Here is a 26,114-nt window from a genome sequence, read left to right on the forward strand (position 1 = left end):
GAGGAACTGATGGCACTAAAGGTATTTAACAGTCCAATAAATGATTTTTGGCATGATCAAAACTTAAAATTATTGGCAAACCCCTTTTTCCTCGCTGAAAAAGGGGATGTGTATTCCGATACATGGTTTTTCCGTAACAAAAAAGGCTCTATAAACCCCCTTGATTTTACGTGTTTTGATTTACCGGCTTTTAAACTCGAATTAGTTGCAACATATTGCAAAGACGGGCATGAATATGCGTTGAGCAGTAAAACGTTTGCCCAGTTAGCGTGTCTGTCTCAATTAACGCCAACCCGTTTAGACAGTGCTATCGTGACTTATCAGATGATGCGCCACCTCATGGCGTTTTTGAAAGAAAGCAATATCGCCATCCTTGATTTAGAAGTACTGACATCATTTTGGATATCGTTCTTGGGACGCTCGGTGGCTCAATATGGGTTCGTCAATCGTATCTCCCCCCCTTCATATTCTGCGATAAAACATGCACCTTTAGTTAAAATACGTAATGCATTAAAGGGGTTAGGTGTCGTGGGTGTGATTGATTCAACACTGACGACAAAGCGTATTGAGAGCAGCTTAGATAGCGTGTGTCAATCACTGCTCAGCACCACTCGGGCTGAGTATAAAAAAGGGGGGAGTTTTAATTTTTTAGGCTTAGAGCTTGGACAATACTATGTAGATTACTTAAATGGGGTCTATCAGCGGGACTTTCTTAATGCTTCTGTGTGTAAAAAAGCGTTAGAGGGCATCATTGATAAATATGACATAGCAAGTTTTAATGATAAACAAAAGACTCGGCTTTTCAACGTCATGCTGTCTTCGCTATTCGGTGGCGATGATGACAAGCCTAATATTCATACTAAAGGCATTAATCATAATGTGCTCAAAGCAGAGACGGAAGAGGCGCTGTTTAACCAATATGTGCAGCGTTTTGAGGCTGTGACAGCACTAAAAGACCAGCACATTGAAGCGCTGGTTATAGAACTTGGTTTGTCATCTCGCAGTGATGCGATGGAATTGATTCGAGTGCTGATGCTAAAAAAATATTTAGGTTTGAAAGGGCATAAAACACCGCATCAAGTATGGCAAGGGTATTTATTGTCGCTGGAGAAAACCTTTTTAGACAGCGCGCTACTTAATGAGCTATCGGTAGACGATGTGTATGCCAAAATGCAATCGTTTCTCAATAAAGCAAGGCTGAATAAGGCTCAATTTCGAGTCGATATTCAAAACTGGGCAAAAAACCAACAATCACTTACAAATGATAAACCGTATCAAAGTTTTAAAACCGTAATAGAAAAGCCATTTCACGCGATGACAAATTTAGTGGTTGCGTGGACGGGCTATCGACAATCAGAATTTGGCTTTCCGTTGAGTGCGATACAGCCAGAGCCGAACCTCGACATTTTAGACAATGCTCATGTCCCCTTTCGATTTATGCTCAAATGGCGTGTTCCGAAAACGGGCGGTTCAACAAAAATAAATCGAGAAATCACCTCACAGTGTTATCAAGTCGCGGCGCAACTGCATGAAGTCTTTAAACCGTTAAGTGATGAACCCTGCCTTTATCCAATAAGTGACAGAACGAAAAAAGACAAGATCCACCACTCTGATTGTTATATTAATACGAGAGTCAAAGCCAATTGGCAGGGCTTTGTTGAGAGCTATCAGCCATTTAATGATGTGATTGCGCTAGAGGAGGTCATGGAAAAAGCCCCTCAACAATTAACAGTTTCAGAGCAGGAAAAACAAACCGCATTATCTGCTCAATACACAGTGGGGAGCGCACGTTATAAGCATTTACTGGCTTGTGCCAAAGAGGTCAAAAAAGACTGGTTGCGCCTATCACAGTTAAATTTTAATAGTCCTATTGCCCAGAAAAAATTCAAAGAATCACTTGCGCAATACATCACAAATGGTTGCGTTGATAATACCGCGCACCAAGCGATAATCGACACGTATTTGTCAGACGCGACAAGAGAGTTGTTGAAAAGTGGCTCAGTAGAACTCAACGATATAAAAACAATGGGAGATATAAGCTCAGAGATACTAGAGGGAGTGCGTTATCCCTCCCCCCATGCATTTCGTCATATATGGGCTGAATCGGTGTTAACACGCTACCAAGGCGATGTGGGGGCGGTCATTCGCCATCAATTTGCCCACCTCGATGGTTCATTCTTCATGGCGTATTTGAGAGACAAAGATGCCAGAGGGTTAATGACCTCAGCCAAACAGCGCTATCTAAACTCGATAGTCGATTTGCTTATTACAGAAGCTGAGCACATTGGAGAAACGTATCTAGGTGGAATGGCGCGGTTTGTGAAAAAGGCGACCAGTGCGACGAAAGTGAGAAATGAAAGTGAGGAGCGCGCCCACAGAGAGGCAATGAAAGGGCGTATCATTGATATTCAAGTGAACCCATTTGCCACCTGTATACCTCGTGATGGGGCGGAACGCCGAGCCAAATGTGCTCAGATGGGCGTTTTAAATCCACAAGATGCCAAACCTGAATTTTGCCTCAACTGTGCCTATGCATTAATCACCGAAGGCAATATCAAAGGGATATGGCAACTGATTCAGCCGATGGTGAAAGAAGCACATCAAGAACATGCCTTTGGCTTTTTATTAGAGGCACATTTACCGACCCTAAAATCAAGCTGGAAGCGCATCAGTGAGCTACGCAATGACATGAACGCGGCCAATGTTGATAAGATTTTATCGGCGATTAATGACGCGATAAACGAGATAGAACATAAAATACAAGAGGAGGCAAAATTATATGGCTAATGAATTAGATGAAATGATGTCGGATGAATTTCTAGATTCATTAGACGATAGCCAAAGCCCCTCTACTGAGAAACCATCATGGGTGGTTGATGAGCCTGAGCACACCACTTACAAGGCTTACCATGCCATCTTGGATTTAGAGGCAGCAGTCCAAGAAGCGATCAAAAGCTTCGGTAAAGTCGCAACCGCTAAAACAAAGAAGTTTTACCAAATCAAAAAATCCAACGTGGCTAGAATCGTTGGTTTGTCTGCTCAATCTATTTTTAATACTTCGTCTTTTAGTAAAGAGATTGAACGTTACTTTGATGAGGTAAATAAAGCACTTTTAGATCTGCATGAAATTGAGCAAAAAAAACAAGTGCAAAGAAAAAAAACAGGGATACGAGTAAAGAAAAAGGAAGTGATAATCTCGAGTCACCAAGAACTGGAAAAAAAATACAACAATGTTGTTTCAAGAAGTACGAAAGAAACGTTGGATTTGGCAATAAAAAATATGCCTATAGATCTAAAGGTGAAATTAGGTTTTTTTTAGTATTAGTTGATATCGCAAAGGCAATGTCGAGAATACAATTGATATATCGTTAGACTTGTAGAGATATTATGCGGTTTAAATGCGTAAATGAGAGTCATCTTATAAATCATTATAAAATACAGGGTGAGCCTCATTTCTCCATAGATATTTGATTTGATAATGGTTCTGGAAACGAGGCTTGGTTGTGAGAAGAGAAACACACAACCTACTCATTATATCTTGCCCAAGAGTTCTCGCTAAATATAAAGAAAAATGAGAGGGATATCTTCTAAATATCCTTAGCCCAATGCAACTACCAACTATGTGCTGATAAAAAGATTAAAAAACACATTTAGAAAAGATGCGAGAGTGGAGTTGCTGGTATCTAAGATGGATGATGTGGAGATTACATCAATGCACTATGTTTCCTCATTTGATATATCAGCAATTAATTTAAGTAGTAGCTTTCTTTGTTTTATAGATAATTTTGAGATCGCAATAGTTAGCTCAGCTGAACTCTCATCCTCACAAAAAAAATAGTTTAAAGGTACGCCAAGCTCGTCAGCCATCTTTTTTAATGTGCTGATATCCGGCGTATGCTTTCCTTTCTCGTACTGATTCATTCTCGCACTTGCCGAACTTTCATCGATACCGATACGAATTCCCAATTCTTTTTGGGAGATCTTTGTTTTTTTACGGATCTCTTTGAGCCGCACTGGAATAGGGTTGTCGTTCGACATTTATAATTCATACTTTTTAGCTCTGGTTAACTAAGATTTTCTTAGTTTTACCGATTTCTGTATACTAAGCAATCCTTAGTTTTTGTTGGAATCAGTGATAGATGAGACGTTCTATAAAAATCAGTGCAGAGATGCACAAGTTATTGGTTGAAAGAACATTAGATGGCTTTTCAGTAATTGAATTGAGGGATGAATATGTTTTGTTAAATAGTTCTAACATTGATTCAGATGAAGCGAGAAAAAAAGTTTACCGACAAATCTTAAGATTTTTAAAGCAAGGGTGGCTGAGAAGTGAGGGTAGTGGTCGCCAAAAACGATACTTTCAGACTGACTCCTTTAAGGCTCTTAATGTTGAGAAAAAAATAGGAAATGTAGATGTTGAAATGCCTTCGAAACATGACTATTCACTGTTAGTTAATGAATGTAATCAATATAAAGGAGAGCTGGAAATTGTTCTTGGTGAGATTGAAGAATATCAGTCACTCAATGTTCGCTTTCCTGAGTTGGAACCTAAATTAAAAACACTTCTAGATGAGGCAAAAGAGCGTTCTGCATATCTACTAGGAAAAGTTAATGGATTAACGAAAGTGCTTAAAATGCTCTACGAAGGAAAACAATCGTGTTAAGAAAATGGCAAACGGAATGTTCTGAACAAGCGTTGCAAAAATATAAAGAAAACAAGCAACATTTTTTTTGTCAAGCAACTCCAGGATCTGGGAAAACGGTGCTCGCTGCTACCGTTGCATCAAGATTACTTAACGAAGACATGATCGATCTTGTTTTGTGTTTCTCTCCGTCTTTAACTGTCTCTGATGGAATCAAAAAAACCTTTTCTCAGATTCTAAATTGTACATTTAATGGCGGTCTAGGTTCTATTGGGCAGTCGCTAACATACCAATCTATTCAATTTCTTAATCAGGATTTTTGGAAGGCGTTACGTAACCATCGAGTATTTGTTGTATTTGATGAAATTCACCATTGCTCAGGATCTGAACTTGAAAATGCGAATGTTTGGGGGCAACAAGTACTAACGAAGATTCAAGGGCTTGCGACTTACACACTTGCTATGTCAGGTACTCCATGGCGTTCAGACTCTTTACCAATAGTTATGTCTGAATATAGTGACCCTCAAGGTCAAATCCTCGTTGATTATCAATATACCTTAAAACAAGCAATTTTCGATAAGGTTTGCCGTTCTCCAAAGTTGGTACTGGTTGATAACGAGCATCTTTCAGTGACCAGCGATGAAAAAGTTGAATCGTTTTCTTCAATTCTAGAAATGCTTAAGCAAACAAAAACTTCATACCAAAGTGTTATACATAACCAAGAAGCGATGGAGTATTTACTTGGGCTCGGTTGTAAGAAGCTTGCGGAAATTCGAACTCAATCATCCAATGCAGGTGGGTTAGTTGTTGCCTCATCTGTTCAACACGCTCAAACAATCCAAAAGATACTTTCTGAAAAGTACTCTCAATCTGTATCAATCGTTACTTATCGCCATGAAGATCCGTTAGCTGAAATAGAACGTTATCGTCAAAACGATGCTCAGTGGATTGTTAGCGTTGGAATGATCAGCGAAGGTACTGATATACCTCGACTTCAAGTTTGCTGCCATATGAGTTCGGTTAAGACAGAGCTCTACTTTAGGCAAGTATTAGGGCGGATTCTTCGAGTGAATCATGCCTCGAACCAACAGGCTTGGTTATTCACATTTGCAGAGCAAAGCCTGATAGAGTTTTCGGAGCGGATTGAGCAAGATATTCCTGATTCTTGCCTGTTTGCGAAAATAGATAGCCTGCTAGAGTTTGAGCCAGAATCTCAGCGAACTCATCTAACAAGTAATGGTGTCTTAGAAGAGCGTGGCGAAGTGAACTCAAAGCTAAGTTGGAGTGGTGCTATCAACACCGAGTTCAATTCAACGGGCTACCTTAGTACATACGATGAGCTTAGATTGGGAGCTTTTAAGCAGCGCGTAATCTCAGCCTTTCTCGCCACTTCGTAGATTAAAAATGATCTCTGCACTCTAGTTAACTCTTTATTTCAGTTACAATGCTATAAACTTGAATATATGTAACTGAGTTCTCATGGTTGAACAGTATCAAAAAGAATTAAACCTACAATTATGGCAAATTGCCACTCATCTGCGTGGTCAAATGCAAGGTGATGACTTTCGCAACTATATTCTTGGTCTGCTATTCTACAAATATCTGTCAGATAAATTGATTCGTTATGCTGATGAATTGCTTTTAGATGATGGAATTCGATTCGCTCAAATTGATGAGAAGAGCGAGGATGGTCAAGAGTATTTAGAAGCGATTAAAGAAGAAGCAAGAAATGTATTAGGCTATTTTTTTAAACCATCAGAGTTGTTTCATGTACTTGCTGAAGCTGGTGCTAACGGTAAGTTCATTCTTGATGATGTGCGTGATGTTCTTAATGATATCGAACAAAGCACTATGGGCGCAGATAGTGCCGATGACTTTGACGGCCTATTTGATGAGCTCGACTTAACATCAAACAAGTTAGGCAAAACGCCAGATGCTCGTAACAAACTGATTGCTAAAGTACTTGAGCACCTAGATAACATCGACTTCCATTTAGAAAACAGTGAAATTGATATTCTTGGTGATGCTTACGAATATCTAATTGGTATGTTTGCTAGCGGTGCAGGTAAAAAAGCAGGTGAATTCTATACACCTCAAATATTATCAAAGCTGTTAGCAAAGCTGGTTACTTTAGGAAATGAAGATATTGAGTCTGTTTATGACCCTACTTGTGGTTCCGGCTCATTACTACTCCAGGCTGCTAGAGAATCCCGCAATCTAGATGTCAAATGTTACGGACAAGAGCAAAATCCTAATACATATAATTTAGCTCGTATGAATATGATTATGCATGGGCTTGATTATGATGGCTTTGACATCAAAAATGCTGATACTTTACACGCTCCACAGCACTTAAACCTCCGTTTTGATGCCATTGTTGCAAACCCTCCATTTTCGATGCACTGGTCGCCAACTCCTCTCTATATGTCGGATCCACGGTTTGCAGAATCTGGAAAACTCGCACCCAAAACTAAAGCAGACTACGCATTTATCCAACATATGCTCTACCAGCTCAGTGATACCGGTACAATGGCTGTGGTTGTGCCCCATGGCGTATTATTTAGATCTCTAGCAGAAGGTCATATTCGTAAGTTCTTAATAAAGGATAAGAACTATCTGGATATGGTGATTGGTTTGCCTTCCAATATCGTTCTTGGGACGGGTGTTCCCGTGTGCATTCTGGTTTTCAAGAAAAGTAGAAAAGTAGACGATAACGTACTTTTTATTGATGCGAGTCAGCATTTTGAGAAAGGCAAAAACGCCAACTATCTTCGTGAGGAAGATTTACAGAGAATCCTTAACGCAGTTTCAAAGAGGGAGAACATAGATCAATTTTCCCATTTAGCTTCTATATCAGATATTGCAGAACAAGATTACAACCTCAATATATCTCGATACGTTGATGCTTCACCTCAATCTGTTTACTTGCGAGGGCTTAAGGAACAGTTACAGGAGTACGAAGCTTGTTTATTGCTTCCATACACTCTCCATTCTTTTCGTTATAGAACAGATTCGGATAAACAAGATTTAGACAATACGCTTGTAATATCTAAAACATTTGGGATGTAGTGGCATAGTGAATTTGGTCACTTAGTTAGAGGTGATATCATCACTTCATACGTTAACAGGTGACACTATGACAAATCGTACAAGACGACTATTCAGCGCAGAATTCAAGCTCGAGGCTTCACAGTTAGTGATTGATCAAAATTACTCAGTGGCAGAAGCCGCCCAAGCCATGAATGTGGGTAAATCCACGATGGATAAATGGGTTCGTCAGCTTAAACAAGAACGACAAGGCAAAACGCCAAAAGCTTCGCCTATGACCCCTGAGCAAATAGAAATTCGGGAATTAAAAAAGAAGTTAGCTCGTCTTGAAGAGCATAATGAAATATTAAAAAAAGCCACGGCTCTGTTGATGTCGGACTCACTGAACAATTCTTGATGATCAAGAAACTCAAGCAGAGCTATAGCGTAAAAACATTATGCGAAGTCTTCAATGTTCATCGAAGTAGTTATAACTATTGGCTAAAGCGTCCAACAGCGATTAGGGCGGAAACAGTCAAACTTCGCAGCTTAGTTAGTGAGGCCCACGCAGCAAGCAACGCCTCTGCGGGAGCGAGGACTATTGCAGATATAGTCACAAATCAGGGTTTAAAACTGAGCCGATACCGAGCAACAAAACTCATGAGAGAGCTTGGTTTAGTCAGTTGCCAACAGCCAAAGCATCGATACAGAAAGGCTTCTCAAGAACATGTTGAGGTTCCAAATCACTTGGGCCGACAGTTTGCTGTTACCGCCCCAAATGAAGTTTGGGTTGGTGATGTTACGTATATTTGGACAGGAAATCGCTGGATGTATTTAGCCGTTGTTATTGATCTTTTTGCCCGCAAAGTGATTGGTTGGTCGATGTCTTTATCACCTGATTCCAGTCTGACAGGCAAAGCTCTTTCAATGGCTTATGAGTCGCGTGGTAAGCCGAAAGGCGTCATGTTCCACAGCGATCAAGGTAGCCACTATACAAGTCGAAAGTACCGTCAATTACTGTGGCGTTTTAAGATAAAACAGAGTTTATCTCGCCGAGGAAATTGCTGGGATAATGCACCAATGGAGCGTTTATTTAGAAGCTTAAAGACCGAATGGGTGCCAACAGTGGGTTATCGTAGTTTTGCTGAAGCTCAACAAGAGATCATCCGCTACATTATCGGGTATTACTGTCAACTCAGGCCGCATCAATATAATGGCGGCCTAACTCCCAACGAATCAGAACGATTATATTGGGAAAACTCTAAAACCGTGGCCAATTTTAGTTGACCACTACAAAGAAACTCCTCATTTAAACTGATGGTTATGAAAAAGATAATCCATATAGATCTTGATAGTTACTATGCTTCAGTGGAAGCAAGAGACAATCCCTCTTTACGTGGGATTCCCTTAGCAGTAGGTGGTAAAAATGGTCGCGGTGTTCTATCGACTTGTAGCTATGAAGCAAGATCTTTTGGTGTACGCTCTGCCATGCCAACAGCGAAGGCTTTGCAACTTTGTCCAAATTTAACGGTAGTCTCTGGAAATATGGAGAAATATCGGTCTGTGTCTAAGCAAATCCATGAAATATTTAGACGTTATACCGATATTATTGAACCTCTTTCACTAGATGAAGCTTATTTGGATGTCACTGATTCAACCTTATTCCAAGGATCTGCCACTTTAATTGCACAAGATATTCGTCGTTCTATTGCGGCAGAATTACAACTCACCGCTTCTGCTGGAGTTTCACCTCTTAAATTTGTTTCTAAAGTTGCATCTGATATGAATAAACCCAATGGAATTTGTGTTGTCACTCCTGATGAAGTCCAGTCTTTTATCGATGATTTAGATTTAGGCAAAATAAACGGTGTTGGTAAGGTTACATTAGAGAAATTAAATACCTTGGGCTTTTATAAGGGTAGGGATATCAAAACCTCTAATCGAAATGCTCTAATTTCGCACTTCGGTAAATTTGGGAATACGCTATGGGATAGGTGTCATGGTATAGATGATAGACCTGTTATAGTTGAGAGAGTTCGGAAGTCTGTGGGAGTAGAGCGAACTTACCTAAATGATATTCACAGCTTGGAGCAGTGTATATTGTCGATAGAACCTTTGTTTGTCGAATTAGAAAAAAGGTTAGAAAAAGCGCTGGCCGATAAATTAATTAACAAACTGGGCGTGAAGTTAAAATTTAACGATTTTCAACAAACAACCGTAGAGCATAAATTCGATAAGATGGATATGCAGTTTTTTAAACTGCTATGTGAAGAAGCATATACTCGAAGCAGGGGAAGAAGTATTAGATTGATTGGTTTAAATGTTGGTATAGAACCAAAAAAAACGACTGATCAGTTACAACTCCCATTGTGATTTTTGTAAGTGGATTTTTGTCAAAAATACTAATTTTCGATGAAAGTAACCAAGATTTTTTTGTATGGGGATTTTGTAAGTGATTTATATAGTATAAATCCATGTAAAATAAATACTCTTAATCACTCACTTATAAAAATATACTTTTCTCACCAGACAGTTCCTTTCTGCTGCCGTCGAGATGAGAGACGATCCAGCTTTGCGCGATGTCCCTATAGCGATCAGTGGTCGCTCTGCCCGTGGGGTGGTGAGTACTTGTAATTACCTTGCGCGTAAATATGGTATTCATTCCGCAATGCCAACGGCTCATGCTTTAAAATTATGCCCACATTTAACCTTAGTACCGGGAAGAATGCAGGTATATCGTGAGGTTTCCCAGCAAATACGCGCTATCTTTGAACGCTATACCGATAAAATTGAACCGTTATCATTAGATGAAGCGTATTTAGATGTCTCAGATTGCGAAATCTTTTATGGCTCTGCCACGCTAATTGCTCAAGATATTCGTCGTGCAATTGAAAGTGAATTACAGCTCACCGCTTCTGCGGGTGTGGCCCCAGTGAAGTTTATTGCCAAAGTAGCTTCAGATCTGAATAAGCCTAATGGTCAATATGTGGTAACACCTGAAGATGTAGATAGCTTTGTTGCGGAACTCAAACTAGAAAAAATACCAGGGGTAGGAAAGGTAACTATCCAAAAACTCCATGAGAAAGGCCTGTATGTAGGTCGTGATGTACAAAATTATGACCGTCATATACTGCTACAACAATTTGGTAAATTTGGACAATCATTATGGTCTCGAGCACACGGTATTGACGAGCGGGAAGTGATTGTTGAACGACAACGAAAGTCTGTTGGGGTAGAGCGTACTTTTAGTCAAAATATTTCAAGTTTCGACCAGTGCTGGCAAGTGGTTGATCAGTTATATCCAGAGCTTGAGCAACGATTACGTAAAGTACGGCCTGAGTTAGATATTGCCAAGCAAGGTATAAAGTTAAAATTTGCAGATTTTCAACAAACCACGGTTGAGCATATTTACCCTAAATTAGATAAAGCGCAATTTATCGATTTGTTAAAAGAAGCGATGACCCGACAACATAATCGTGAGATTCGTTTAATTGGCTTAAGTGTTGGGTTAGAAGTTGGTTTAAAAGCACAACAGCTTTCTTTTGGTTTTGATTAAATGAAACTGAAACTATTCTGTTGGTACTTTGAATATATAAACGGGCTTAACGTGAGATAACGTCAAGCCCGTTTTTGTTATTCTGTCAGTTTATTTTTTAACAGGAATATTTTTAAGTACTGCAATCATTTGATCCCAGAACATTTGAACCGTATCAATTTTCACTTTCTCATCAGGAGAGTGCGGGAACTTGATAGTAGGACCAAATGATACCATGTCCATTTCTGGGTACGGTTCTTTAAATAAGCCGCACTCAAGACCTGCGTGGATTACCATGATATTAGGCTTATTACCGTACACCTCTTGGTACATGTCACGGAATACGTGCATGATTTCAGAATCGGCGTCTGGTTTCCAACCTGGATATGTACCAGAAAACTCACATTGTGCGCCTGCTAATGTTGCTAATGATTGCAGCATGCTTTCTACATAGCTACGACCAGAGTCAGTTAAAGAACGTACTAAGCAAAGTACGATAACTTTATCGTTTTCAGTCGTGATAACACCCATATTTAGAGATGTTTCAACAACGCCTTCAATGTCATCGCTCATACGGATAACACCGTTAGGGCAGACGTTTAGTAGATTGATTAGACGTGCTTGATCTGCCATTACCATCATATCTGCTGGTAGTTCAACTGATTCAGTAAATAAGTTGATGTCTGTTTCAACATGACCAAGCTCAGCACTTAGTAGTACTTGGTAATGAGCGAATAATGTATTTAGTTGATCAACATTTTCAGCTGGCAGGGTAACAATCGCAGACGCTTCTCGTGGAATTGCGTTACGTAGGCTACCACCTGTGAAGTTGTTAATACGTAACCCAAGATCGTCTGCGTGACCGACTAAAAAGCGAGCCAGTAATTTGTTTGCGTTACCACGACCGGTATGAATATCACAACCAGAGTGACCGCCTTTTAAGCCCTTTAGTACCAGTTTAATTGCGTGGTGAGAAGCAGGTGTTGCTTCACGCTTAATATCAAGTGTGATTGCACCATCTACACCGCCAGCACAACCCATGTAGACTTCGCCCTCTTGCTCTGAGTCAGTGTTTAGTAGGATGTCACCTTCTAACCAACCTTCTTTAAGACCAAAAGCACCTGTCATGCCAGCTTCTTCATCAATAGTAAGTAGTACTTCTAATGGGCCATGTTCGATATCTTTAGCTGCCAGTACCGCAAGACAGCTTGCCATACCCATACCATTATCAGCACCTAATGTTGTACCTTTTGCCGTTACCCACTCACCGTCGATGTACGGCTGGATAGGATCTTTTGTGAAGTCGTGTACGGTTTCTTCATTTTTCTGTGGAACCATATCGATGTGTGCTTGAAGTACCACACCTTTACGGTTTTCCATGCCTGCTGTTGCAGGTTTTTTAATGATCACGTTACCTGTTTCATCACGGCGAACATCTAAGCCTTCTTTTTTAGCAAACTCAATGATGAATTGTGCTAATTGTTCTTCATGTTTAGAAGGGTGAGGAATAGAACAGATTTGATCGAAAAATTGCCATACAGCTTTAGGTGATAGTTGACTGATTTCAGACACAGAAGCCTACCTTTATAGAATATTGGTCCAGTGGCATTTGTCAGGCTATTAGCCGCCAAATGATATGTATAAGTAGCGATTTACTCTATCGCATTTTTTTTAGCATATCATTCAGGCTTCGGTGGAGGTAGAGGAAAAAGTAAAATCTTAAACCACGAATACGATAATAAATAAGTATTAACTGTGCTGTGCTTTTATATTTTGATCTTAATGTTGCACTAATAATTCTTATCTTTATTTTTTTGATCAGAAAGAAACGTCCATTCGAGCTAAAGTGAAAATGAATTACATCGAAAGTGGTTTAACAATGTTTTTTTATAAAAAATGTGACGAGCTTAAAGAAAATGCTTGAAAGTTAATTACGGAATGGTTATGATTTCTACAGTCTCATAAAGGTATGAGAAAACACTGTACACGTTCAGGATGAGCCCGAGATATCGCCTCCATGGAACCGAGATAAGTGCGACCACGATGGTCTTTCCCCCTCCAAGGATTAAGCGCATAAATATTTATGTGGTTAATTTGGATTACTTATTTATAAGGTGATTTAAAATGAAAATTTTTGATTCAATTACACACTTTTGGAATAACCGCTCTGTATATACAGGTAACTTTACTTACCCTAACTACTTTGGTTACTAAGAATTTTGTTATCTAGTTGCTGACTAGTTAACTGAACAGCTTGTTCACCCCCTAACTTGAGAATACTAAATAATCGTGATCGATTATTTGCAACATTCGCCGCCGCTTCGTTTTGAAGCGGCGTTTTTTTATCTTTAAATCGTCACAACGAATTAGTCACAAATCGCGACCTGATCTTTAGAAACGTTTTATTGCTGTAGTTCTCATAAATAATAAATAGATGAAATATGTTAATTTGGCATGTTTTTGCTAATACCTTGATTTTATGTTGCTAATTATCTGTTCTTAAAAATCAAAAAAAAAATTAAATTTATTCGTCTTAGTTTTGTTCATTTACTCGATATTTTCTGGAAATTGATAGATCTGATGTTTATAATCGCGCTCGAATTTAAGACGCAAACGTTTTCTTTTGCTTACTACTAACGTGTCAATCTCCAAGGAACTGAGAAACATGCTTGAGAAGTTATTTAAACTAAAGGAACACGGCACGAACGTGCGAACGGAGTTGCTTGCTGGCTTAACGACATTCCTGACCATGGCTTACATCATTTTTGTAAACCCTACTATGCTAGCCAATACGGGAATGGATAAAGGTGCAGTATTTGTTGCGACCTGTTTAGCAGCTATGATCGGCTGTTTTGTGATGGGATTTTTTGCCAACTATCCTGTCGCACAAGCACCAGGTATGGGTTTGAATGCCTTCTTTACTTATACCGTTGTGCTAGGTATGGGGTATACATGGCAAGTCGCATTAGCCGCTGTTTTCTTATCAGGCTTGTGCTTTATTGTATTAAGTTTATTAAAAGTACGGGAATGGATCATTAATTCCATACCGTTGGCGCTGCGAACCGGGATTTCTGCAGGTATTGGTTTATTTCTTGCTTTCATTGCATTGCAGAGCTCAGGTATTGTAGTGGATAATCCTGCTACGTTAGTACAAGTAGGAGATCTAACCAGTTTTCCTGTTATGATGGCGGCACTCGGTTTCTTTTTAACAATAGCGCTTGTTCATCGTGGTTTTAAAGCCGCAGTATTGATTGCAATCTTAGTTGTTACTGGATTGAGTATTGCATTTGGTGAAGTGACTTATGGTGGCGTTATGTCAATGCCACCAAGCATTGCACCAACCTTTATGCAATTAGATTTTTCGGGTGCAATGGAAGTCGGCCTGATTTCAATTGTGTTTGCCTTCTTATTTGTCGATTTATTCGATACCGCAGGTACGCTTGTCGGTGTTGCTACAAAAGCAAACTTAATTGGTGAAGATGGTAAGTTGCCACGCTTAAATCGCGCGTTACTTGCAGATAGTACTGCAACCTCTGTTGGTGCCTTATTGGGGACATCGAATACCACTTCTTTTGTCGAGAGTGTGTCCGGTGTCGCAGTCGGAGGTCGTACAGGTCTTACAGCGGTAACGGTTGGTGTATTATTCTTACTCGCTCTATTTTTTGCTCCATTAGCCGGCATGGTACCTGCTTACGCAACAGCAGGTGCATTATTTTACGTCGCGATTTTGATGATGTCGGGGTTAGTGGCAATTGATTGGCGTGATCTAACTGAAGCTGCACCGGTTGTTGTGGTTTGTTTGTTGATGCCTTTAACTTATTCTATTGCAGAAGGTATCGGCCTAGGTTTTATCACTTATGCTGCGGTTAAAGCTATGAGTGGTAAGGGACGTGATGTAAATATCAGTGTTTGGGTTATTTCAGCATTGTTCCTTGCAAAAATAATTTTCCTTTAAGTTTTAGATTTTATAAAGCTTTATTTATTTATGGCGATTTTACATCGTTGATCCAGAGGTTCTTTATCTATGAGTAATAAATTCATCATCACTTGGGATAACATGCAAACTTATACCCGTCAGCTAGCTGAAAAGCTGCTACCAGCTGACCAGTGGACAGGTATTATTGCTGTTAGCCGTGGCGGTCTTGTTCCTGCTGCTATTTTGGCACGTGAACTGGGTATTCGTCATGTAGATACTGTATGTATCTCAAGCTACGATCATGATCATCAGCGTGATATGCGTGTGATCAAGAAAGCAGAAGGTGATGGTGAAGGCTTTATTATTGTTGATGATTTAGTCGACACTGGCGGTACTGCTGAAAAAATTCGTGAAATGTACCCACGTGGTAAATTTGTAACAGTATGCGCAAAGCCTGCGGGGCACCATTTAGTTGATGATTATGTTGTTGATATTCCACAAGATACGTGGATTGAACAACCATGGGATATGGCAGTTACTTTTGTCGATCCAATCGCTAAAAAATAAAGTAGCTTAATCTCTCACAGTATAGAGTAGTGTTATTCGCTACTGTAAACTAAGATTGTTTTTAAAGACGCCATAAAGGCGTCTTTTTTTTGCGTTAAATCGACACCTTCAACCCGTTTTGGGTATATCATCTTAACAATTATCACGCCTACGTTGGAGAGTGCTGTGTCAGAGCCATCCCCTGAGAATTTATCAGAAAAGCTATTTGCCCCGAGACCGACGTCAAAAGAAACCTCGAATTTAGTTAAAATTGCCCATGTGCGAAGTGGAAAAGTGAATAATGCACTTGATGGCGAAAGTGAAACTGGTTGGTACCGTGTTTTACGCCGTCCGCAATGGATTTGGCAGGGTGTCGATCCGATAGAGCTTGAAGCGGTACTTGCTCGTATTGCGAGTGCGAAATCCCCACGTACAAGTGAACATTTACTTGATACGGTGATTGGTTATAAGCCAGGCAACTGGACATACGAATGGTCGCAGTTGGGCGCAGACTATCAGAAGCAAGCTCGTCTTCTAATAAATGATGGCGAGAAGCTTAAAGCTTCTGAATTGTTATTAAAAGCGAGCACTCATTACAGTATTGCGGCGTATCCCTATATCAAAGGCGATCAATTGGCTGATCAAGCAGAGTTGCAAGCCAATCAAAGTTATCGTGAAGCGATAGAATTACGCCCGCATGATATGCGAACGATTAATGTGAAGTATGAGGGAAAAAACTTCGAAGCTTTCATTCATTTGCCTCGTACCGATAAACTATTACCCACTGTAATCGTTAGCGGTGGTTTAGATACATTACAATGCGATTTGTGGCGTTTATATGAAGATTATTTAGGGCCAGCAGGTTATGCAATGGTGACACTGGATATGCCATCCGTGGGGCATTGTGATCGTTGGAACTTAACTGAAGATACTAGTCGACTTCATCAAGCGTTATTACAGCAGATACGTGATGTACCTTGGGTTGATCACCATAAAGTTGCAATGCTAGGGTTACGAATGGGCGGTAATGCAGCCATTCGTTTAGGCTTTATGGAGCCAACGCGTTTAAAAACCTGTATTAGCTTGGGTGGCGCGATTCATAGCGTGTTGACTCAGCCTAAGCTTATTGAGCAGATCCCTCGGATGTATCTTGATGTTTTAGCATCTCGAATGGGAAAAAATGGTCAATCGGAAACCAGCATCATTTCTCATCTTCCTGCATGGTCGTTAAAGCACCAAGGGATTTTAGGTCGTCGTCGTATTGATATGCCAATGCTGGGGATAAGTTTAAAAAATGATCCTGTATGCCCTGAAAGTGATAATCAGTTAATTGCATTATCCAGTTATGGTGGTAAAGCGATAACGTTACCAGAAAAGCCTATTCATGATGGCTACCATCGTTCATTAACGACTGTCGTTGAATGGTTAAATGAGCAGTTAGGGGAATAAAATAGACAATTATTTGGCTCTGGTGGTTAAGTAGAGACAAAACCTTGACGGAATACCGTAAGGCTCTTGCTTTTTATTTTATACTGCTATGATATTGTTAATAAAATGTCATATCTTCATTGGCATTTTATCCATATTCAACCATAATATATAAATACTGATAGCTATCATGTTGCACATAAACAACATGATTAAAAAACGTTATTAGAAGTATATTATTTTGAGTATTCGCATACTCATCACTGCAGTTGACTATGGATGGATTTGCAATGACTTCGACAACTCTTTTTCCGCCTCATGGGCGTTTAATGACAAAATTAACTGCGCTTGGTCCTTACTTACGAGAGAAAAAATCAAAAGAAGGTCAGTTCTTTTTTGATTGTTTAGCCAGTTGTGTTAATGCTGATAAAGAGCCAGAACAACGTGAATTTTGGGGCTGGTGGTTAATTTTAACTGCAACTGATAATGGTTATGAATATTGCTATGATTTTGGCCGTTTTGATTTAAATGGTGAGTGGAATAACGGAAAGTTACCCGCTAAGCATAAAGATGCTGTGATGAAAACGTTATCAGACTTTCACGGTAAATTGACACCATTTATTGTTGATGACTGCCAGCTAACCTTATCTTCATCTTCAGAACTAACGCAAACACCGCTTACTGAGCTAGCATAAATAATTTGCTCTAAATTTATAAAACCCATCCAATGAAGTGATGGGTTTTTTTGTGTCTTTTTTTTACATATTGTTGTCTGAGGTAACCGAATTTAGAGGCTTAAGGATAAATTTGTGTGATTTGTAAGCGTTTCAGTTGGTTAACTAAATATTTGCGAACTTATATCTATTTAGCCACTGTTTTTCTCTTGTGCTTTATTAGCAGTATTGATAAAACAAAGTACATATTATTTCTTTCTATTTTGTTTGATCCCCATGGCAGATACCAAAAATACTAATGCTCGAGAGCAAGACCTTGCAGCATCTGCTGCATCACAAACAATTGTTGTTAAGTTGGGCACCAGTGTTCTCACTGGCGGGACGCTGAAGCTAGATCGCGCCCACATGGTTGAGCTTGTTCGTCAATGTGCGATGCTTCGTCGTCAAGGACATAAAATTATTATTGTCACATCTGGTGCAATTGCAGCAGGACGTGAGCATTTAGGTTACCCCGAACTGCCCAAAACAATGGCGAGTAAGCAATTACTGGCAGCTGTTGGTCAAGGTCGATTAATTCAAGAGTGGGAAAGCTTATTTGGTATCTATGGGATCAATATTGGTCAAATGCTATTAACGCGTGCAGATTTACACGATCGTGAACGTTATTTAAATGCGCGTGATATGTTAGTCGCCTTACTGGATAACGGCATTGTTCCTGTTGTAAATGAAAATGATGCGGTAGCGACAACAGAAATTAAAGTGGGTGATAACGATAACTTATCCGCACTTGTCGGTATTTTAGGCGGCGCAGATAAATTATTACTGATGACCGATCAGACTGGTTTATTTACTGCCGATCCACGTAATAATCCTGACGCAGAGCTTATCCGCGAAGTACATACAATTGATGAAACACTGCGTAAATTAGCAGGTGGTACTGTTGGTGGTTTAGGTACTGGCGGTATGGCTACAAAACTACAGGCAGCTGATGTGGCTCGTCGAGCTGGTATCGAAGTGATCATTGCTGCTGGTCGTCGTCCTGATGTAATCATTGATTTAGCGGAAGGTAAATCTGTCGGTACGCGTTTCTTACCACTGGAATCACCATTAGAAAGCCGTAAGCGTTGGATTTTAGCTGGGCCTCCTCCTGCAGGTGACATTGTTATTGACGATGGTGCTGTCATTGCAGTGCAACAACGTGGGAGTAGTTTACTTGCAAAAGGGATCACCATGGTAAAAGGTGATTTTGAACGCGGTGAAGTTGTGCGTATCTTTGATAAACAAAATACCCTATTAGCACGTGGTATTTGCCGCTACTCGAGTGTAGATATGGCAAAAATTGCAGGAAAGCATAGTCAAGAAATTCACCTTGTGTTGGGGTACGAATATGGTCATGTGGCTATCCATCGTGATGATATGGTAGTTATTTAAAAAACGACATGTATGTATAAATACAGATAAGTATTGGCATCTCGACAAGGATTAATAGAGGAATTATTGTGAATCTTGAATTAATGGGACAAGCGGGACAACAAGCTGCTTTCGAGTTAGCAACAACGTCAACTGCGGTTAAAAATAATGCCTTAGCGATTATTGCTGATGAATTAGAAAGTAATAAAGACATTATCTTAGCGGCGAACAAACAAGATATTGATGCCGCGCTTGAATCAGGTATGTCCGATGCATTAGTCGATCGCCTATTACTAAATGAATCACGTTTAGCGGGTATCGCAAATGATGTGCGCAATGTGATTAATCTTAATGATCCTGTTGGTGCAGAGCTTGATAGCCGCGTACTTGAAAATGGCATGCGTTTAAGCCGTCGTCGCGTTCCATTAGGTGTTGTTGGTGTAATTTATGAAGCGCGCCCGAATGTTACGATTGATATTGCTGCACTATGCCTAAAAACAGGTAACGCTAGCATTCTTCGTGGTGGTCGTGAGACATTCCATTCTAATATGGCACTGGTAAAAGTGATTCAAGTGGCATTGGAAAAAGCAGGGCTTCCAGCCGCTTCTGTACAGTACATTGAACAACCCGATCGCGAACTTGTTTCACAATTGCTCAAGCTTGATCAATTCGTCGATATGATCATTCCTCGTGGTGGTGCAGGTTTACATAAAATGTGTAAAGAAAATAGCACGATCCCTGTGATCATCGGTGGTTTTGGTATTAGCCATATTTATGTTGATGAAAGTGCCGATCTTACGCGCTCTTTAGATGTGGTTGAAAATGCCAAGGTACAGCGCCCATCAGCCTGTAACGCGTTAGATACCTTATTGGTAAATGAGAAAGTAGCAGAAGCCTTTTTATCGCGTTTAGTTGAGCGTATGAATAAAGCTAAAGTTACGTTTGTGGCCGATGAACATGCGTATAACTTATTGGAAGGTAAAGCTTCCTCATTGCGTAAGATCACTGAAGGTGACTTTGATACCGAATGGTTAAGCTACACATTGGGTATTAAAGTGGTAAACGATGTGGATGAAGCTATTTTCCATATGCGTAAACACAATGCGAGTCATTCAGATTCGATATTAACGAATAACCTGCAGTCGGCAGAACGTTTTGTTAATGCGGCAGGCTCTGCGGCGGTTTATGTGAATGCGTCTACACGTTTTACTGACGGTGCACAATTTGGTTTGGGTGCTGAAGTCGCTGTATCTACTCAAAAACTGCATGCTCGTGGCCCTATGGGCTTAGAAGAGCTAACGAGTTATAAGTGGGTTGGTGTTGCTGATTACTTAAGCCGTGCTTAATCGTTAAATAAAATGTAAAAAGCTGCCAGCTAGAAATAACTAGTTGGCAGCTTTTTTATGTCTGTAATTTTTACTTTTGTTTTATTCTTTATTGTCTTCTTTATCTTGAGATACAAGATCTTCTTGCTTACTGAGTGGGTGTTTGTCGTCAAACAGTTTGTGTTTTTTCTGCATCCCAATTTTCATATAAGCGGTATATTTTAGTGCTGCAATGTTGCTAGCTATGACGGCAACAATAATAAAAGAGATCACCCAAGGGTTAAAAAGCCATTCCATATTAGCCTCACTAATTTAGTGATAAAGAGTATTTTTAGGATAACACTTTTATCGAATACTTAGCTCATATATTAGTCATTAATGGCAATAAAAAAGCAGCCACATATTCCACTTCTTAGGTAAAAATACGTTAGCTGCTTTGAGTATTGAATGCGTTTGTAATTACAGTGCTTTTTCTAATACTTTTTGGTACATGTCGGTTAGCTTTTCAAGATCAGCGACTTTTACACACTCATTCACTTTGTGAATTGTGGCGTTAACAGGACCTAATTCAACCACTTGCGCACCCGTACGAGCGATAAATCGACCATCAGATGTACCACCGGTAGTAAGAAGTTCAGGTTGCTGGTGGTTTACTTCTTCAATCGCGCCAACAACAGCTTTTACTAGCGTGCCTTTATCGGTAAGGAATGGATGACCGCTTAATGTCCATTTTAAGTCGTAATCTAAACCATGGGCATCTAATACTGAATGTACACGACGCTTTATTTCTGCATCTGTTAATTCCGTACTAAAGCGGAAGTTAAATTGCACTTCAAATTCCCCTGGGATCACATTCGATGCGCCTGTGCCTGCAGCAACATTTGGGATCTGAAAACTGGTCGGTGGGAAATACGCATTGCCGTTGTCCCATGTGGTAGCAGCAAGTTCAGCGAGGGCTGGTAAGGCTTTATGAATGGGGTTATTGGCAAGATGTGGATAGGCAACGTGCCCTTGAATACCTTTTACGGTTAAATCACCCGTAATTGAGCCACGGCGTCCGTTTTTTACAACGTCTCCGACATGATGAGTACTTGAAGGCTCACCAACAATACACATATCGATTTTTTCATTACGGGCTTCAAGGGTATCAATAACACGCGTAGTACCATTGATAAATGGCCCTTCTTCATCAGAGGTAATGAGCAGGGCAATTGAGCCTTTGTGATCAGGGTTTTCTGCGATGAAACGCTCAATGGCAACAATCATACATGCTAGAGAGCCTTTCATATCAGCGGCACCACGGCCGTGAAGGTAGCCATCGATAATCGTGGGCTCAAACGGTGGAGTATGCCATTGCTCTAAGGGACCTGAAGGCACCACATCGGTGTGACCGGCGAAAACAAACAGTGGAGCTTGAGTACCACGGCGAGCCCAAAGGTTGGTGGTATCTTCAAATACCATGGTTTCGATAATAAAGCCTAATTGCTCAAGACGAGCGATCATTACATCTTGGCAGCCTGCATCTTCAGGTGTAACAGATGGGCGACTCATTAAATCTTTAGCAAGCGCAATAACTGGGCTATCAGACATCCTTGTATCCTTGTTATTGTTGATGGAAAATTTCTTGGTATTGAGCAGGTTTGAAACCTAGGTAGTACGCATTATTGTGTACTAATAGCGGACGCTTGATCATTGCTGGTTGCTCTAACATTAGGGCTAAGGCATTGTCACGATTTAAGCTATTTTTTTGCTCATCAGTCAGTTGACGGTAAGTCGTTCCACGTTTATTAAGCATGGCTTCCCAGCCTAGTACTGTTTCAAACGTTTCGAGTTGAGCGCGATCTAAGCCATCAACACGGTAATCATGGAAAGTGTATTCGATATTTTCTGCTTCTAACCACTTTTTCATTTTCTTGATAGTGTCGCAGTTTTTGATGCCGTAGGCTGTAGTACTCATAAAAGATCTGACTTAATTATATTTTAATGGAAAGTCTTTTATAACGAGATTACACAATGACCGCAAGTGTTGTTGTTTGTGAGGTGATTGTAAGAGATTGAAGACGGTATTGTTAACAAAAACAATAATACTTTTTTATTTTCCTATTTAATAGAAGTAAAGATAAAGCTGGCTTGATCAAACTCAACATAAATTTTCTCCACTGCTTAATAATATGTGAAGTATTTTATGGAGGCCTTAATGGAACTGAATCCGGTTTTTGCCCGTCGACTTTATTTAGCATTGTTAGTTGAACATACAGAGAGACCTAATGTCCCTCGTTTGGTTGAGCAAACAGGCTGGCCACGTCGCACTATTCAAGATGTATTAAAAGCGCTACCTAGCATTGGTATTGAGCTGGCTTTTGTTCAAGATGGTCGCCGTCATAATGATGGTTATTATACGATGAGTGATTGGGGGCCATTTGATTTGGAATGGGTCAAAGAAAAGGAACCCAACTTACTAGCGGCGTTATCCTAAAAATTAAAACGCATAAGACGTTACGTGTTATGCGTTTTTAATAGGGTATTATTGGCTTTGAGCTTGAAGGTATAAAATAGTGGCGGCCGTACGGGATTTTACTTGTAGCTTTTTGAGTAAACTTTTCATATGAACTTTAACCGTTGCCTCTGAGATAAAGAGCTGCTCGGCTATTTGTCGATTACGTTGACCTTTTGCCACTTCTTGTAATATTTGCGTCTCACGTTCTGTTAATTGTGACAAAATATTAGTCGGGGTATTGGGTGATTCAAGAGACTCTTTTACGATATCACTGTAGGCTTTCCCGCCACATAACGCAGATTTTAGCTGTTCGATTAATTCATCAGGTTCAGTATCTTTGAGTAAATAACCGTCAGCACCTGCATTGAGTACTGTTTTAATATCGCTTCGGCTATCAGAGACGGTTAATATAACAATACAGGCAAGTATCCCTTCATCACGCATCGCTATTAGCGTATCGAGACCTGACAATCCCTTCATATTCAAATCGAGCAAGATCAAATCCGGAGACTTTTCATGGGCAAGTGCGATAGCATCATTCCCATTACTGGCTTCACCCACTAATTGGAAGTCTGATTCAATACTTAATAGTTGTCCTATCCCTCGACGCATGAGAGGGTGATCATCAACTATCATGACTTTCCAACATGTCATCGTTTTATCCTTTCTATAATGGGAATCGTAGGCAGATAGCGCTACCTTGATCTATTCCCGATTGTATTTTTAATTTACCCTGTAGCCGTGATGCGCGCTCTTGCATAATATTTAAACCGTAATGATCACGTTTACTGTCTTTAATGTCGAATCCTTTACCGTCATCGATGATTGTGACCTGAATATGTTGTTCGGTTTGTTGACAGTTTACGGTAATTTCATCAGCGTCAGCATGTTTAATCGCATTTAACACTGCTTCTCGAATAATTTGTAACAAATGAACTTGGTTATGGGCATCTAATGCCATGGATGATATTTGATTATCTATGATTAAAAGTGCGTCAGTTTGCTCTTCTAATGGTTCTAACATTTGATTTAAGGCTTCACCAAAATTGGCATCTTTAATCGCCAACCGAAATGTACTGAGTAATTCGCGAAGTTGGGTATAAGCATTACTTAACCCTGCTTCAATATCATAGACTGCTTGGTGAGTATTCTCATTTTGAGCGTTTTGATTGAGTTCTCTTTTCAATAAGGCTAATTGAATTTTTAAATAGGAGAGCGATTGTGCCAATGAATCATGTAGCTCACGGGCAATGGTTGCGCGCTCTTCCATTAGCAATAAATATTCTGCTTGTTTTTGGGCTCGGTTGTAATAAATAGCGCGAGCAAGGATCTGAGATATATTATTAATTAACGCCTTATCAGGACAAGGTAAACTGTACTGCCACCAAAGTTGTCCCATTAATTCACCATCGATATACAATTCGTTATATTGCCAATGTTGACCCGCTTGTTGACCTACTTTAATGTTTGATGTGCTGCCATTTGGTTCTTCAATGATCAGTTTTGCGCCAATTAAGCCATCAATCGCAATCATGGTTTCAAGCATGTTTGTAAATTGTACTCGGGTTAAATGACTAACAGAAAGTTGTTGTGAGCAATTATAAAGAACTTGGAGTGATTCGTTTGCATGACGTAAACGGTGGGTTTTTTCATTCACACTGCGTTCTAATCCTTGATAAAGCTGTTCAAGATCTGATGACATTTTACTAAAGGTATGGGCAAGAATACCCAGTTCATTATTGCTATTGTTTAATAAGTCTAATCGAAAATTTTTACGCTTTACTTGCTTACAAGCATCAACAAGATCATTTAAAGGTGCAACAATTTGTTGGCGTGTATAGCGAATAGTGTAGAAGACGATAAGGAAAATTAAACTAACCCCTATGACGCCAATAATAGCGAGTCGTTGGAGTTTTAGTTCAGATGATTTTTGCAGTTCAGCAACAAAAGTATTAATACGATGGACGAATGGTGCAACATGTTGGATAAATACGGTGTTGTTATCCCTTTCAAGTATCGGATGCAGATCCTCCCAGCGAAGAACGATGTGATTATAGTGCTGTTGGATCTCAGAAGAGATTAACCAATAAGAGAGCCCTTTCATTGGCGCAGAATAAAGTGAGTGTTCAAATTGCTCAATATGTGCTGATAAAAGTGGAGATTTTGTTTCAACATCAAAAGCTAATCGGTAGCTTTGCATGCGTAAAGAACCCGCAATATTAATAGCTTCAACATCATTTTGACTCGAAACCAATGTCGTTAATGCTAGTGCAGTCGTTACTATCGAAATGATTAAAATTAACACTAAAGAGCGCGCGATCGTTGTTGTTAAAGAATGTGTCTTTTTTTTCCTATTCACTTCAATCCTTTCTGTTACTTACTCTGAAATTATTTATAGCTTAATTTTTGATGTAGACAATCAGAAGAATAATGTGAGCTTTATCGGCTCGATTTGTTGATCTAGAACAAATAACCCTACCAATTACCCCTTTTGGGGTATTTAAGCAATTATTTCATTATCTAGAATTATTATATAAAAATATAAATAATTATTAATAGATGCTGTTTAAGTTATTTGCTGAATGTCTTATCAGCTATGCAGTACAAACAGTAGAACGATAGAGGTAATGATGGTTGATCGTTTAAGACGTTCATTATTCACACGCAAAACACCATCAAACATTCCACACTTACCTTGGCTGAGTCATGCAGGTACTTTTACTGATCTTTGTTCACGATGTGAACGCTGTATCGAACACTGTGAGACAAACATCATAGTGAAAGGTGATGGCGGCTTTCCTCAAGTAGATTTCAGCCAAGGTGAAGGTGAATGCACTTTTTGTTATCAGTGTGCAGATGCTTGTCCTGAACCGTTGTTCCTTCCGCAATTAGAATCGCCATGGGACATCATTGCAACGATTAATGAAAGTTGTATGGCATCTAAAAATATTGAGTGCAGAAGCTGCGGCGATATGTGTGAGTCCCAAGCGATAAAATTTCAATTACAGGTTGGAAAAGTCGCGATGCCAACTATTACAGAGGAAGACTGTACAGGGTGCGGAGCTTGTCTATCGGGATGCCCTGTATCAGCTATAACAATCAATCGTGTGTAG

23 protein-coding genes are annotated in these 26,114 nt (G+C 39.8%); 16 read left to right on the plus strand and 7 right to left on the minus strand.

Annotated features, from left to right (window positions below; all coding sequences use genetic code 11):
• Positions 1–9: 9 nt before the first annotated feature.
• Both SKA34_RS16690 and SKA34_RS16695 read left to right on the plus strand, forming a co-directional pair.
• On the plus strand, positions 10–2,787 hold the full coding sequence (locus SKA34_RS16690; RefSeq protein WP_006646694.1) for a hypothetical protein: 2,778 nt from the start codon (positions 10–12) through the stop codon (positions 2,785–2,787).
• Positions 2,780–3,319, plus strand: coding sequence for a hypothetical protein (locus tag SKA34_RS16695; RefSeq protein ID WP_006646695.1), 540 nt, complete (start codon positions 2,780–2,782; stop codon positions 3,317–3,319). Before SKA34_RS16690 ends, SKA34_RS16695 begins: the two co-directional genes overlap by 8 nt.
• A gap of 398 nt (positions 3,320–3,717) precedes the next feature.
• Here the strand turns inward: SKA34_RS16695 and SKA34_RS16700 are convergent, their stop codons facing one another.
• The gene (locus SKA34_RS16700) at positions 3,718–4,038 is read right to left on the minus strand and encodes a helix-turn-helix domain-containing protein (protein WP_006646696.1); all 321 of its coding nucleotides are present in this window, start codon (positions 4,036–4,038) and stop codon (positions 3,718–3,720) included.
• Between the two features lie 113 nt (positions 4,039–4,151).
• On the opposite strand from SKA34_RS16700, the gene SKA34_RS16705 reads away from it, so the two are divergent.
• The 6 genes from SKA34_RS16705 (at position 4,152) to dinB (SKA34_RS16735) (ending at position 11,226) form a co-directional block, all read left to right on the plus strand.
• On the plus strand, positions 4,152–4,664 hold the full coding sequence (locus SKA34_RS16705) for a hypothetical protein (RefSeq protein WP_050764808.1): 513 nt from the start codon (positions 4,152–4,154) through the stop codon (positions 4,662–4,664).
• Positions 4,658–6,040, plus strand: a complete 1,383-nt coding sequence (locus SKA34_RS16710) for a DEAD/DEAH box helicase (protein ID WP_006646698.1) — start codon at positions 4,658–4,660, stop codon at positions 6,038–6,040. Before SKA34_RS16705 ends, SKA34_RS16710 begins: the two co-directional genes overlap by 7 nt.
• 82 nt (positions 6,041–6,122) lie before the next feature.
• Complete coding sequence (locus SKA34_RS16715; RefSeq protein WP_006646699.1) at positions 6,123–7,712, plus strand: type I restriction-modification system subunit M; 1,590 nt, start codon at positions 6,123–6,125, stop codon at positions 7,710–7,712.
• Between the two features lie 67 nt (positions 7,713–7,779).
• Positions 7,780–8,957 (plus strand): IS3 family transposase gene (locus SKA34_RS16725; RefSeq protein WP_086004126.1). Its coding sequence is split into 2 segments (ribosomal slippage): positions 7,780–8,038 and positions 8,038–8,957, totalling 1,179 coding nucleotides; the frame shifts between segments, so codons are not numbered across the junction.
• 30 nt (positions 8,958–8,987) lie between these two features.
• Complete coding sequence (gene dinB, locus SKA34_RS16730; protein ID WP_006646701.1) at positions 8,988–10,043, plus strand: DNA polymerase IV; 1,056 nt, start codon at positions 8,988–8,990, stop codon at positions 10,041–10,043.
• 181 nt (positions 10,044–10,224) lie between these two features.
• Positions 10,225–11,226 carry a DNA polymerase IV gene (gene dinB / locus SKA34_RS16735; RefSeq protein ID WP_006646702.1) on the plus strand — a complete coding sequence of 334 codons (1,002 nt, stop codon included), beginning with the start codon at positions 10,225–10,227 and terminating at the stop codon, positions 11,224–11,226.
• A gap of 90 nt (positions 11,227–11,316) precedes the next feature.
• Here the strand turns inward: dinB (SKA34_RS16735) and SKA34_RS16740 are convergent, their stop codons facing one another.
• A complete protein-coding gene (locus tag SKA34_RS16740; protein ID WP_006646703.1) occupies positions 11,317–12,777 on the minus strand; it encodes an aminoacyl-histidine dipeptidase in 1,461 nt (486 codons plus the stop codon).
• Between the two features lie 1,093 nt (positions 12,778–13,870).
• Here SKA34_RS16740 and SKA34_RS16745 point away from each other — a divergent pair.
• The 6 genes from SKA34_RS16745 to SKA34_RS16770 all read left to right on the plus strand — a co-directional run bounded on the left by SKA34_RS16745 (position 13,871) and on the right by SKA34_RS16770 (position 20,525).
• The gene (locus tag SKA34_RS16745; protein ID WP_006646704.1) at positions 13,871–15,160 is read left to right on the plus strand and encodes an NCS2 family permease; all 1,290 of its coding nucleotides are present in this window, start codon (positions 13,871–13,873) and stop codon (positions 15,158–15,160) included.
• A 69-nt stretch (positions 15,161–15,229) separates the two neighbouring features.
• Positions 15,230–15,688 carry a xanthine phosphoribosyltransferase gene (gene gpt, locus SKA34_RS16750; RefSeq protein WP_006646705.1) on the plus strand — a complete coding sequence of 153 codons (459 nt, stop codon included), beginning with the start codon at positions 15,230–15,232 and terminating at the stop codon, positions 15,686–15,688.
• A 165-nt stretch (positions 15,689–15,853) separates the two neighbouring features.
• Positions 15,854–17,116 (plus strand): esterase FrsA, encoded by a 1,263-nt coding sequence (frsA, locus tag SKA34_RS16755; protein ID WP_006646706.1) that lies wholly within the window; start codon positions 15,854–15,856, stop codon positions 17,114–17,116.
• Positions 17,117–17,385: 269 nt separating this feature from the next.
• Positions 17,386–17,790, plus strand: a complete 405-nt coding sequence (gene crl, locus SKA34_RS16760; RefSeq protein ID WP_039860760.1) for a sigma factor-binding protein Crl — start codon at positions 17,386–17,388, stop codon at positions 17,788–17,790.
• A gap of 255 nt (positions 17,791–18,045) precedes the next feature.
• Complete coding sequence (gene proB / locus SKA34_RS16765) at positions 18,046–19,200, plus strand: glutamate 5-kinase (RefSeq protein ID WP_006646708.1); 1,155 nt, start codon at positions 18,046–18,048, stop codon at positions 19,198–19,200.
• An 83-nt stretch (positions 19,201–19,283) separates the two neighbouring features.
• Positions 19,284–20,525 carry a glutamate-5-semialdehyde dehydrogenase gene (locus SKA34_RS16770; RefSeq protein WP_006646709.1) on the plus strand — a complete coding sequence of 414 codons (1,242 nt, stop codon included), beginning with the start codon at positions 19,284–19,286 and terminating at the stop codon, positions 20,523–20,525.
• Between the two features lie 81 nt (positions 20,526–20,606).
• Here the strand turns inward: SKA34_RS16770 and SKA34_RS16775 are convergent, their stop codons facing one another.
• From SKA34_RS16775 to SKA34_RS16785, 3 genes are all read right to left on the minus strand, one after another.
• A complete protein-coding gene (locus tag SKA34_RS16775) occupies positions 20,607–20,801 on the minus strand; it encodes a DUF2897 family protein (RefSeq protein ID WP_006646710.1) in 195 nt (64 codons plus the stop codon).
• A gap of 162 nt (positions 20,802–20,963) precedes the next feature.
• Positions 20,964–22,094, minus strand: coding sequence for a succinyl-diaminopimelate desuccinylase (gene dapE / locus SKA34_RS16780; protein ID WP_006646711.1), 1,131 nt, complete (start codon positions 22,092–22,094; stop codon positions 20,964–20,966).
• Positions 22,095–22,107: 13 nt separating this feature from the next.
• Positions 22,108–22,461 carry an ArsC family reductase gene (locus SKA34_RS16785; RefSeq protein WP_039860761.1) on the minus strand — a complete coding sequence of 118 codons (354 nt, stop codon included), beginning with the start codon at positions 22,459–22,461 and terminating at the stop codon, positions 22,108–22,110.
• Positions 22,462–22,701: 240 nt separating this feature from the next.
• Here SKA34_RS16785 and SKA34_RS16790 point away from each other — a divergent pair, with 240 nt between their 5' ends.
• Positions 22,702–22,980: a helix-turn-helix domain-containing protein gene (locus SKA34_RS16790; RefSeq protein WP_006646713.1), complete on the plus strand. Its 279-nt coding sequence runs from the start codon at positions 22,702–22,704 to the stop codon at positions 22,978–22,980.
• A 48-nt stretch (positions 22,981–23,028) separates the two neighbouring features.
• Here the strand turns inward: SKA34_RS16790 and SKA34_RS16795 are convergent, their stop codons facing one another.
• Both SKA34_RS16795 and narQ read right to left on the minus strand, forming a co-directional pair.
• Positions 23,029–23,655, minus strand: a complete 627-nt coding sequence (locus SKA34_RS16795; protein ID WP_006646715.1) for a response regulator — start codon at positions 23,653–23,655, stop codon at positions 23,029–23,031.
• A 13-nt stretch (positions 23,656–23,668) separates the two neighbouring features.
• Entirely contained in the window at positions 23,669–25,360 is a 1,692-nt protein-coding gene (gene narQ / locus SKA34_RS16800) for a nitrate/nitrite two-component system sensor histidine kinase NarQ (RefSeq protein WP_006646716.1), read from the minus strand.
• A gap of 271 nt (positions 25,361–25,631) precedes the next feature.
• Here narQ and napF point away from each other — a divergent pair, with 271 nt between their 5' ends.
• Entirely contained in the window at positions 25,632–26,114 is a 483-nt protein-coding gene (gene napF, locus SKA34_RS16805; RefSeq protein ID WP_039860765.1) for a ferredoxin-type protein NapF, read from the plus strand.

Source organism: Photobacterium sp. SKA34 (genome assembly GCF_000153325.1).
Taxonomy (GTDB): domain Bacteria; phylum Pseudomonadota; class Gammaproteobacteria; order Enterobacterales; family Vibrionaceae; genus Photobacterium.

Coding starts and splice junctions, on each gene's coding strand:
- gpt (WP_006646705.1), top strand. CDS start 15,230: ATGAGTAATAAATTCATCATCACTTGGGATAACATGCAAACTTATACC.
- SKA34_RS16715 (WP_006646699.1), top strand. CDS start 6,123: ATGGTTGAACAGTATCAAAAAGAATTAAACCTACAATTATGGCAAATT.
- dinB (WP_006646701.1), top strand. CDS start 8,988: ATGGTTATGAAAAAGATAATCCATATAGATCTTGATAGTTACTATGCT.
- SKA34_RS16770 (WP_006646709.1), top strand. CDS start 19,284: ATGGGACAAGCGGGACAACAAGCTGCTTTCGAGTTAGCAACAACGTCA.
- napF (WP_039860765.1), top strand. CDS start 25,632: ATGGTTGATCGTTTAAGACGTTCATTATTCACACGCAAAACACCATCA.
- SKA34_RS16775 (WP_006646710.1), bottom strand. CDS start 20,801: ATGGAATGGCTTTTTAACCCTTGGGTGATCTCTTTTATTATTGTTGCC.
- SKA34_RS16695 (WP_006646695.1), top strand. CDS start 2,780: ATGGCTAATGAATTAGATGAAATGATGTCGGATGAATTTCTAGATTCA.
- dinB (WP_006646702.1), top strand. CDS start 10,225: ATGAGAGACGATCCAGCTTTGCGCGATGTCCCTATAGCGATCAGTGGT.
- SKA34_RS16690 (WP_006646694.1), top strand. CDS start 10: ATGGCACTAAAGGTATTTAACAGTCCAATAAATGATTTTTGGCATGAT.
- SKA34_RS16700 (WP_006646696.1), bottom strand. CDS start 4,038: ATGTCGAACGACAACCCTATTCCAGTGCGGCTCAAAGAGATCCGTAAA.
- SKA34_RS16785 (WP_039860761.1), bottom strand. CDS start 22,461: ATGAGTACTACAGCCTACGGCATCAAAAACTGCGACACTATCAAGAAA.
- SKA34_RS16790 (WP_006646713.1), top strand. CDS start 22,702: ATGGAACTGAATCCGGTTTTTGCCCGTCGACTTTATTTAGCATTGTTA.
- dapE (WP_006646711.1), bottom strand. CDS start 22,094: ATGTCTGATAGCCCAGTTATTGCGCTTGCTAAAGATTTAATGAGTCGC.
- SKA34_RS16795 (WP_006646715.1), bottom strand. CDS start 23,655: ATGACATGTTGGAAAGTCATGATAGTTGATGATCACCCTCTCATGCGT.
- crl (WP_039860760.1), top strand. CDS start 17,386: ATGACTTCGACAACTCTTTTTCCGCCTCATGGGCGTTTAATGACAAAA.
- SKA34_RS16745 (WP_006646704.1), top strand. CDS start 13,871: ATGCTTGAGAAGTTATTTAAACTAAAGGAACACGGCACGAACGTGCGA.
- proB (WP_006646708.1), top strand. CDS start 18,046: ATGGCAGATACCAAAAATACTAATGCTCGAGAGCAAGACCTTGCAGCA.